Origin of the sequence: Roseateles saccharophilus, from assembly GCF_004342485.1 — a bacterium.
Taxonomy (GTDB): Bacteria; Pseudomonadota; Gammaproteobacteria; order Burkholderiales; family Burkholderiaceae_C; genus Pelomonas; species Pelomonas saccharophila.
Genome location: NZ_SMBU01000021.1, coordinates 83,362 through 91,229, shown reverse-complemented (window position 1 = coordinate 91,229; position 7,868 = coordinate 83,362). Strand labels below are relative to the sequence as shown.

Annotated in this window: 7 protein-coding genes; 5 read left to right on the top strand and 2 right to left on the bottom strand. The window is 68.8% G+C overall.

Annotated features, from left to right (window positions below):
- The first annotated feature begins 99 nt into the window (after positions 1–99).
- Positions 100–696: a carboxypeptidase regulatory-like domain-containing protein gene (locus tag EV671_RS16835; RefSeq protein ID WP_132573820.1), complete on the top strand. Its 597-nt coding sequence runs from the start codon at positions 100–102 to the stop codon at positions 694–696.
- A gap of 64 nt (positions 697–760) precedes the next feature.
- Here EV671_RS16835 and EV671_RS16830 read toward each other — a convergent pair whose 3' ends face one another.
- Entirely contained in the window at positions 761–1,501 is a 741-nt protein-coding gene (locus tag EV671_RS16830; RefSeq protein WP_338139959.1) for a C40 family peptidase, read from the bottom strand.
- 234 nt (positions 1,502–1,735) lie between these two features.
- Between EV671_RS16830 and EV671_RS16825 the strand changes: the two genes are divergently transcribed.
- Both EV671_RS16825 and EV671_RS16820 read left to right on the top strand, forming a co-directional pair.
- Positions 1,736–3,631: a propionate--CoA ligase gene (locus tag EV671_RS16825; RefSeq protein WP_132573818.1), complete on the top strand. Its 1,896-nt coding sequence runs from the start codon at positions 1,736–1,738 to the stop codon at positions 3,629–3,631.
- Positions 3,632–3,695: 64 nt separating this feature from the next.
- Positions 3,696–5,669 (top strand): M3 family metallopeptidase, encoded by a 1,974-nt coding sequence (locus EV671_RS16820; protein ID WP_132573816.1) that lies wholly within the window; start codon positions 3,696–3,698, stop codon positions 5,667–5,669.
- A 3-nt stretch (positions 5,670–5,672) separates the two neighbouring features.
- On the opposite strand, the gene EV671_RS16815 is transcribed toward EV671_RS16820, so the two are convergent.
- The gene (locus tag EV671_RS16815; protein ID WP_132573814.1) at positions 5,673–6,149 is read right to left on the bottom strand and encodes a hemerythrin domain-containing protein; all 477 of its coding nucleotides are present in this window, start codon (positions 6,147–6,149) and stop codon (positions 5,673–5,675) included.
- Positions 6,150–6,302: 153 nt separating this feature from the next.
- Here EV671_RS16815 and EV671_RS16810 point away from each other — a divergent pair, with 153 nt between their 5' ends.
- Entirely contained in the window at positions 6,303–6,995 is a 693-nt protein-coding gene (locus tag EV671_RS16810; RefSeq protein ID WP_132573812.1) for a glutathione S-transferase family protein, read from the top strand.
- Positions 6,996–7,019: 24 nt separating this feature from the next.
- Positions 7,020–7,865 carry a MerR family transcriptional regulator gene (locus EV671_RS16805; protein ID WP_132573810.1) on the top strand — a complete coding sequence of 282 codons (846 nt, stop codon included), beginning with the start codon at positions 7,020–7,022 and terminating at the stop codon, positions 7,863–7,865.
- The last annotated feature ends 3 nt before the right edge of the window (positions 7,866–7,868 follow it).

Below are 7,868 nucleotides of genomic sequence, written 5' to 3'. Positions count from 1 at the left end.
TCCCGCGATGACCGCGGCAGCGTTCTCACGAACGCCCCCAACGTTCCTGGGACATCAAGCCCTGGCAAGCCTCAGACAGCGACGGTCATAACAGCCGGCATGCGCATCGTCGGTTTCGTCGATGCCGGCCTGGCCAATGGCGGCGCGACGGTGACGGTGGAGTCGGCTGGCGTGCCGGTGCGCGCGACGCCGACCGACGCGACCGGCAAGTTCGTGCTCTACCCGGTGCCGGCAGGCAGCTATGACCTGGTCGTCACGGCCGCCGGCCGCGCGAATGCGGTCGTCACCGGCGTGCCCGTCACGACGACCGCCTACACCTATGTCGGCAGCGACACGGTGCGACTGTCACCGCCCGCCTCGGCCGCGTCGGCGGTGGTCAGCGGCACGATCACGCTGGCCGGCTCGACGGCCAACACCGGAGGCAGCGTGCGCGCCGTGCAGGCCCTGACCGGCGGTCCGAGCGTGGAGGTGGCCTTCGCGAACGCCGACGCCGCGAGCGGCGCCTACTCGATGCGGCTGCCGCTGGCCGCACCGGTGCTGACGCCCTATGCCGCTATGCCCACCAGCTTCACCTGGACCAGCACGCCGGCCGATGCAGCCAAGTACCACCTCGAGGCCCTGGCCACCGGCGTGACGACGCCCAAGACCCAGGACCTGACGCTCACCACCGACACGGTGCTGAACTTCGGCTTCTGATCGGTCGATCGGCAAACGCGAAGGGCGCCATCGGCGCCCTTCGCTGTTTCAGTGCCCGCGCAAATCAGCGCGTCAGCGGCAGGCCTTCGCCGGACGAGGCGGCCTTCAGGTCGGCGCGGCGCGCGCCGGTGAAGCGCTTGGCCCAGTAGGCATCGCGCATGTCCTCCACGCGCACGGCGCTGCCGGTGCGCGGCGCATGGATGAACTTGCCCTCGCCGACATAGATGCCGACATGGCTGAAGGTGGCACGCATCGTGTTGAAGAACACCAGGTCGCCGGGCTTGAGGTCGTCGCGGCGGATAGCCAGCAGGCTGCTGTCCTTGGCCTGCTCGTCGGCACGGCGTGGCAGCACCAGGCCCACGCTCATCTCGAAGATGTGGCGCGTGAAGCCGCTGCAGTCAAAGCCGTTCTCGACCGAATTGCCGCCCCGCGTGTAGCGCACGCCGAGGAAGTTCATCGCCGACAGCACCAGGTCGGAGGCGGTGTCGCGCACGCTGCTCAGCAGCCGTGCGGGCGCGCTCTGCTCGCTGCTGTTCAGCAGGCCGCGTTCGCTGAGGAAGCGGCTGACCGCGTCGCCCGCGTTGTTGGTGGCGGTTGCCGGCTTGGCGGCCGGCGCGGCCTTGTCCGTCGCGGCCTGCTGCTGTTGCTGTTGCAGGCTCTGGCCGTAGGCGCCCATCATCGTGCCCGGGGGCGGCGTCGTCGCGGCCTGGGCCACGCCCTGCGCCTGCGCCATGGCGCAGCCGGCGGCCAGCAGGCCGGCAGCAGCGATGCGATTCAGCAGGGCAGCGGAGAAAACCAGGGACATTCGGGACGGGAGGCGGGAACCAGGTGCGGGCCGCAAGCGGCCGCGATAGCGGAGAAGGGACAGCGGCGCGCAGCGTAGGAGGGCGCCCGGGCAGCGTCAACCGAAGTGGACGTAAAGCTTGTAATTTTCAGGGCAAACCCCGGCTTGGCCGAGAATTTTCTCGGTGGAAACCCTGAATTCTGTCACGCCACACGGGTCAGACTCTTGTCAGTGCCTGCGCTCCACACTCGCGGCATGACGCAGCAGACCTACGCCGAATTCCACGCCCGCTCACTGGCCGAGCGCGATGCCTTCTGGGCCGAGCAGGCCAGGCGCATCGACTGGCAGACGCCGCCGCAGCAGATCTGCGACGCCAGCAATCCGCCGTTTGCGCGCTGGTTCGTCGGCGGCACGACCAACCTCTGCCACAACGCCGTGGACCGCCACGCGGCGGCCCGGCCGGACGGCCGCGCGCTGATCTGGGTGTCGACCGAGGTGGGCAAGGAAGTGGTCTACAGCTTTGCGCAGCTGCAGGCCGAGGTCGAGGCCATGGCCGCCATCCTGCAGGCCCAGGGCGTGGGGCAGGGCGACCGCGTGCTGATCTACATGCCCATGATCCCGGAGGCCGCGTTCGCGATGCTGGCCTGCGCGCGCATCGGCGCGATCCATTCTGTCGTGTTCGGCGGCTTCGCGTCGGTGAGCCTGGCGAGCCGCATCGAGGACGCCGCGCCCAAGCTCGTCGTCAGCGCCGACGCGGGCAGCCGCGTGGGCAAGGTGCTGCCCTACAAGCCGCTGCTGGACGAGGCCATCTCGCTGTCGGCCCACAAGCCGGCCGGCGTGCTGATGGTGGACCGCGGCCTCGCGCCCTTCGCGCGCGTGGCGGGGCGCGACCTGGACTATGCCGAGCTGCGCAGCCAGCACTGGGGCCGGCGCGTGCCCTGCGTCTGGCTGGAGTCCAACACGACGAGCTACACGCTCTACACCAGCGGCACGACGGGCAAGCCGAAGGGCGTGCAGCGCGACGTGGGCGGCTATGCGGTGGCGCTGGCCACCAGCATGGACTACATCTTCGGCGGCAAGCCCGGCGAGACCTATTTCTCCAGCAGCGACATCGGCTGGGTCGTCGGCCACAGCTACATCGTCTACGGGCCGCTGCTGCAGGGCATGGCCACGCTGATGTACGAGGGCACGCCCGTCAATCCGGACGCCGCCGTGCTGTGGCGCCTGGTGGAGAAATACCAGGTGACGGTGATGTTCAGCGCGCCGACCGCGGTGCGCGTGCTGAAGAAGCACGATGCCGCGCTGCTCAAGCGCCACGACCTGGCCAGCCTGCGTGCGCTCTTCCTGGCCGGCGAACCGCTGGACGAACCGACCGCGCGCTGGATCGCAGACGGCCTGGGCGTGCCCATCATCGACAACTACTGGCAGACCGAGACCGGCTGGCCGCTGCTGACCGTGGCCAACCATATCCCTGGCGTGGCGCCCGTGCCGACGCGTTTCGGCTCGCCCGGCATGCCGATGTACGGCTACGACGTGAAGCTGCTCGACGAGAACAGCGGCGAGGAACTGACCGAGCCCGACCGCAAGGGCGTGCTCGTCATCGGCCACCCGCTGCCGCCGGGCTGCCTGCAGACGGTCTGGGGCGACGACGCCCGCTTCGTCAACACCTACTGGAAGAGCGTGCCGGGCCGCGAGGTCTATTCCACCTTCGACTGGGGCCTGCGCGACGCGGACGGCTACACCTTCATCCTCGGCCGCACCGACGACGTCATCAACGTGGCCGGCCACCGCCTGGGCACGCGGGAGATCGAGGAATGCATCTCCGGCCATGCGGCCGTGGCCGAGGTCGCCGTCGTCGGCGTGGCGGACGCACTGAAGGGCCAGGTCGCCATCGCCTTCGCGGTGCTGCGCGACCCGGTGCAGGCCTCGCCCGCGCTGGAAGGCGAGATCATGAAGCATGTCGATGCCCAGCTCGGCGCTGTGGCCCGCCCGGCGCGCGTGCATTTCGTGACCCTGCTGCCCAAGACCCGCTCCGGCAAGCTGCTGCGCCGCGCACTGCAGGCCGTGGCCGAGGGGCGCGACCCGGGCGACCTGACGACGCTGGACGACCCGACGGCGCTGGCCCAGGTAAAAACCCTGCTGCAGAAATAAGGGTGTGCCGAACGGCCGGCGGCGGCCCGGCCCGCAGAATCGCGGCCTTCCCAAAGGAGACGCGATGAAACCCGTCCTGACCACCATGGCCGCGTTGGTGCTGAGCGCCGCGGCCGCACAGGCTACGCCGCAGCTGCCTGCCCCCAACTTCCCCGGCTTTGGTTCCGTCACCGACCTGAACAAGGCCTGTGACGAAGGCCTCAAGGGTGCCAGGCAGCGCGTGGCACAGCTGGAGAAGCGCAAGGTCGACGCGGGCTGGCTGGCCGCCTTCGACGACCTGTCGGTCTACCTCGAGGACAAGCAGAACCCGACCGACTTCGTCCTCAACGTCCATCCCGACAAGGCCGTGCGCGATGCCGCCCAGGCCTGCTCGCTGCGCTGGGCCGACTTCGGCTCCAGCCTGGGCCAGAACGAGAAGATCTACCGCGCGCTGCAGAAGGCGCCCAAGGCCGACGGCGTCGACGCCGAGTTCGTGCGGCTGGCCTCGGGCCAGTTCGAGGACAGCGGCGTGGCCCTGCCCAAGGCCAAGCGAGCCCGCGCCAAGCAGATCCTGGACAAGCTGACCGAGCTGGACCAGCAGTTCAACAAGAACATCCGCGATGCCGGCACCCGCGTCGCCTTCACCGAGGCCGAGCTCAAGGGCGTGCCGGCCAGCGTGTGGGAAAAGGCCAAGCGCGACGACCAGGGCCGCATCCTGCTCGGCGTGGACTACCCGAGCTATGTGCCCGTGATGCGCAGTGCCGAGAGCGGCGTGGCCCGCGAGCGCATGTGGCGGGCCAAGACCAACGAGGGCGGCCAGCCCAACCTCGACCTGCTGGCGCAGATCGCCACGCTGCGCGGCGAGTACGCCCGGCTGTTCGGCTTCGACAACTATGTCGACTTCAACCTGCGCCGGCTCATGGCCAAGGACAGCGCGACGGCGACGCGCTTCCTCGACTCGGTGGCCGGCGCCGTCGATGCGCGCGAGAAGGCCGAGCTGCAGGAACTGCGCGCCGACAAGGCCAGGCATCTGGGCCAGCCGCTGGAGCAGACCCGGATCGAGCGCTGGGATGCGAGCTTCTACAGCGAGCGCGTGAAGCGCGAGAAGTTCAGCGTCGACCAGAACGCCTTCCGCCCCTACTTCCCGCCGCAGCAGAGCCTGGAGTTCGCGCTGCACGTCATCGAGAAGATGATGGGCGTGAAGTACGAGCGCATTGACAACAAGCTCTGGCACGACGAGGCCCAGACCTATGTCGTCAGCGACGCGGCCAGCGGCAAGCCCATCGCCCAGCTCTACGTCGACCTCTACCCGCGCGACGGCAAGTACAACCACGCCGCCGTCTGGCCGCTGCGCGGCAGCGCGACGCGCATAGCCCGCACGCCGGCCGCGGCTCTGGTCGTCAACTTCGACCGCAGCGGCCTGACGCTGGACGAGGTGGAGACCCTGCTGCACGAACTCGGCCACTCCGTGCACGCCGACCTGTCCAGTACACGCTACACCAGCCTGGCCGGCACGGCCGTCGTGCACGATTTCGTCGAGGCGCCTTCGCAGATGCTGGAGGACTGGGTCTACGACAAGAAGGTGCTCAAGCTGATGCAGGAGGTCTGCGCCTCTTGCCGGCCCGTGCCGGACGAGATGGTCGACCAGGCCGTGGCCGCCAAGAACTACGGCAAGGGCATGCAGTTCGGCCGCCAGCACCTGTACGCGAGCTACGACCTGGCGCTGCACCAAAGCCCCAAGCCCGAGCCGCTTCCGCTGTGGGCGCGGATGGAGGGCGCCACGCCGCTGGGCTATGTGCCCGGCACGATGTTCCCGGCCGGCTTCGCCCACATCGCCGGCGGCTATGGCGCGGGCTACTACGGCTATCTGTGGAGCCTGGTGGTGGCCATGGACCTGCGTACCGCGTTCGCGGCCGACAAGCTCTCGCCCGAGGTCGGCCTGCGCTACCGGGAACGCGTGCTCAGCCAGGGCGCTCAGAAGCCCGCCGCCGAACTGGTCAAGGACTTCCTCGGCCGCGAGTCCAACTCGCAGGCCTTCTTCGACGACCTGAAGAAGTGAGGCTCAGCCGCCGCAGCTGCCCGAGCCGCAGCTGTGCGCGGCGCCGGCCGCCACCGGTTCGCGGCACAGGCCGGTGACCGGGTCGAAGCCGCGCTGCTCCATCGTGAACACCAGGGCGGCGTCCATCATCTCGGCGTGTTGCGGGAACCACTGCGCCAGCTCGCAGCGCAGGATGGTGAGCGGCTCGCGGTCGTTCAGCTCGTTGGCATAGCGCAGCGCCTCGCGCATCACGCGCAGCACCATCGCATGCTGGCTGGCATGGCAGTTCTGCGGCTCGAAGCCGCAGCGGGCCATCCAGTCCTCCTCCATCGCGAAATGGGCCTCGGTATGGGCCAGCAGCGCGTGGTAGGCGGGCAGGGCGTCGCCGCCGCCATCCAGCGCGGCGCCGAAGGCGTTCAGCAGTTCGACGAACTCCTGATGGGTGGTGTCCAGCTTGGGGCTGTTCAGGACGAGGGATTCGGTCCAGGCAAGGGTGCTCATTTGACGGATGCTAGGTGGCGGGGCTCGCGAGGGTCTTGAGCCAGCTCAAAGGGGGCGGAGCCGTGCGCAGCACTGACCGCGAGAAGCGCTTGACTTTGCCGTTGCGTGAAGGATGACAGTGGCCGCTCCCGCAACTTCACCAGAGCTTTCACCATGCTCCAGATTCACGGCGTCCCCATCTCGGTCCATACGCGCAAGGTCATTGTCGCAGCCATCGAGAAGGGCCTTCCCTACGAGCTTCGGCAAGTCGTCCCGGTCGTGCCGGACAGCCTTCCGGCCAACTGGCGGGCCGTCAGCCCCACGGGCCTGATCCCGGTCATCTCCGACGGCGATTTCACCCTCGGCGATTCGGCCGCCATCTGCGCATACCTGGAACGCGCCCATCCGCAGCGGCCGCTCTACCCCGCCGAGCCCCGGGCATTGGGGCGGGCGATGTGGTTCGAGAACTATGCCGGCGGCACGATCTTCAGGCACATCGTCCACCCGCTGTTCATCGAGGTCTTCGTGCAGCCGAACGTGAACAGGATCGCGCCAGATCAGCAGAAGATCGACGCGGTCCTGAACACCGCGCTGCCCGAGACCTTCGGCTACCTCGAATCGGAACTCGGCATGAGCAGGTTCCTGGCCGGCGACACCCTGTCGATGGGCGACGTGGCGGTGGTCTCGAACCTGATCACCTTCCAGTACATCGGCTTCAGGCTCGATGCGGCCCGCTATCCCAGGTTGGCGGCGCTGTTCCAGGACGTGGTCATGTACCCGGCCGTCCGCGAGGCGATCCAAAAGGAGCAAGCCACCGTACAAGGCATGGGCCTGAACGGCGATTGCGTTCGCGCCGCGCTGAACTGACCCTCACTCCGGGCGGAAACCGACATGTTTCGAATTGGCGACTTTTCGCGCATCGCCCGGGTTTCCGCCCGCCTGCTGCGCTTCTACGACGAGCTCGGCCTGTTCGTGCCCGCCCATGCCGATGCCTCCAGCTGCTATCGCTACTACACGCTGGCGCAGCTGGCCCAGCTCAATCGCATCACGGTGCTCAAGGAGCTGGGATTCAGCCTCGATCAGGTGCGCGACATCCTGAAGTCCCAGGTGAGCGCGGCGGAATTGCGCAGCATGCTGCTGCAGCGGCGCAACCATGCCGAACGGGCTTTGGCCGCGGAGGTGCAGCGCCTGCGCCATATCGAGACGCGCATCGCCCAGATCGAGGCCGACGGCCGGCTGTCCTCCGAAGACGTCGTGGTCCGCGCGGAACCCGCGCATCGACTCCTGTCGATGCGCCACAGGGTCGCCTCGTTCGGCGAAGCCCAGGAAATGATCGGCCTGCTGCGGCAGTTGGTGCGCCCTATCCTGCCGAAGCGCCACGGTGGGCCGCTCGTCGTGGTCGCGCACTCGCTCCAGTTCGATCAGGAGGCGCTGGACCTGGAGTTCGGCTTCGCGCTCGACACCGACGCGGCGGTTGCGCTGCCGCGAGGCTCGGTCCTGACGTGGAGCGAGCTTCCGGCCATCGAGCGCATGGCGGTCTGTGTACGGACCGGTGGGCCGGAGGACGCGCATCTGGTGACCGCGCGCATCGGCGCCTTCCTGGCCCAGAACGGCGACGCGCTGGACGGACCGGGGCGCGAGCTGTTCCTGCGTCTGCCCGAGCCGGACGCGATGCACGAGTCCGTCGTCGAGATGCAGTTCCCGATCCGGCCCGCAAGCCCGCGCGCCGGCCCCTGAAGC

What these genes read in the sequence shown, in the direction of transcription:
- EV671_RS16815 (WP_132573814.1), bottom strand. Translation starts at nt 6,149, where the DNA reads ATGAGCACCCTTGCCTGGACCGAATCCCTCGTCCTGAACAGCCCCAAG.
- EV671_RS16805 (WP_132573810.1), top strand. Translation starts at nt 7,020, where the DNA reads ATGTTTCGAATTGGCGACTTTTCGCGCATCGCCCGGGTTTCCGCCCGC.
- EV671_RS16835 (WP_132573820.1), top strand. Translation starts at nt 100, where the DNA reads ATGCGCATCGTCGGTTTCGTCGATGCCGGCCTGGCCAATGGCGGCGCG.
- EV671_RS16820 (WP_132573816.1), top strand. Translation starts at nt 3,696, where the DNA reads ATGAAACCCGTCCTGACCACCATGGCCGCGTTGGTGCTGAGCGCCGCG.
- EV671_RS16825 (WP_132573818.1), top strand. Translation starts at nt 1,736, where the DNA reads ATGACGCAGCAGACCTACGCCGAATTCCACGCCCGCTCACTGGCCGAG.
- EV671_RS16830 (WP_338139959.1), bottom strand. Translation starts at nt 1,501, where the DNA reads ATGTCCCTGGTTTTCTCCGCTGCCCTGCTGAATCGCATCGCTGCTGCC.
- EV671_RS16810 (WP_132573812.1), top strand. Translation starts at nt 6,303, where the DNA reads ATGCTCCAGATTCACGGCGTCCCCATCTCGGTCCATACGCGCAAGGTC.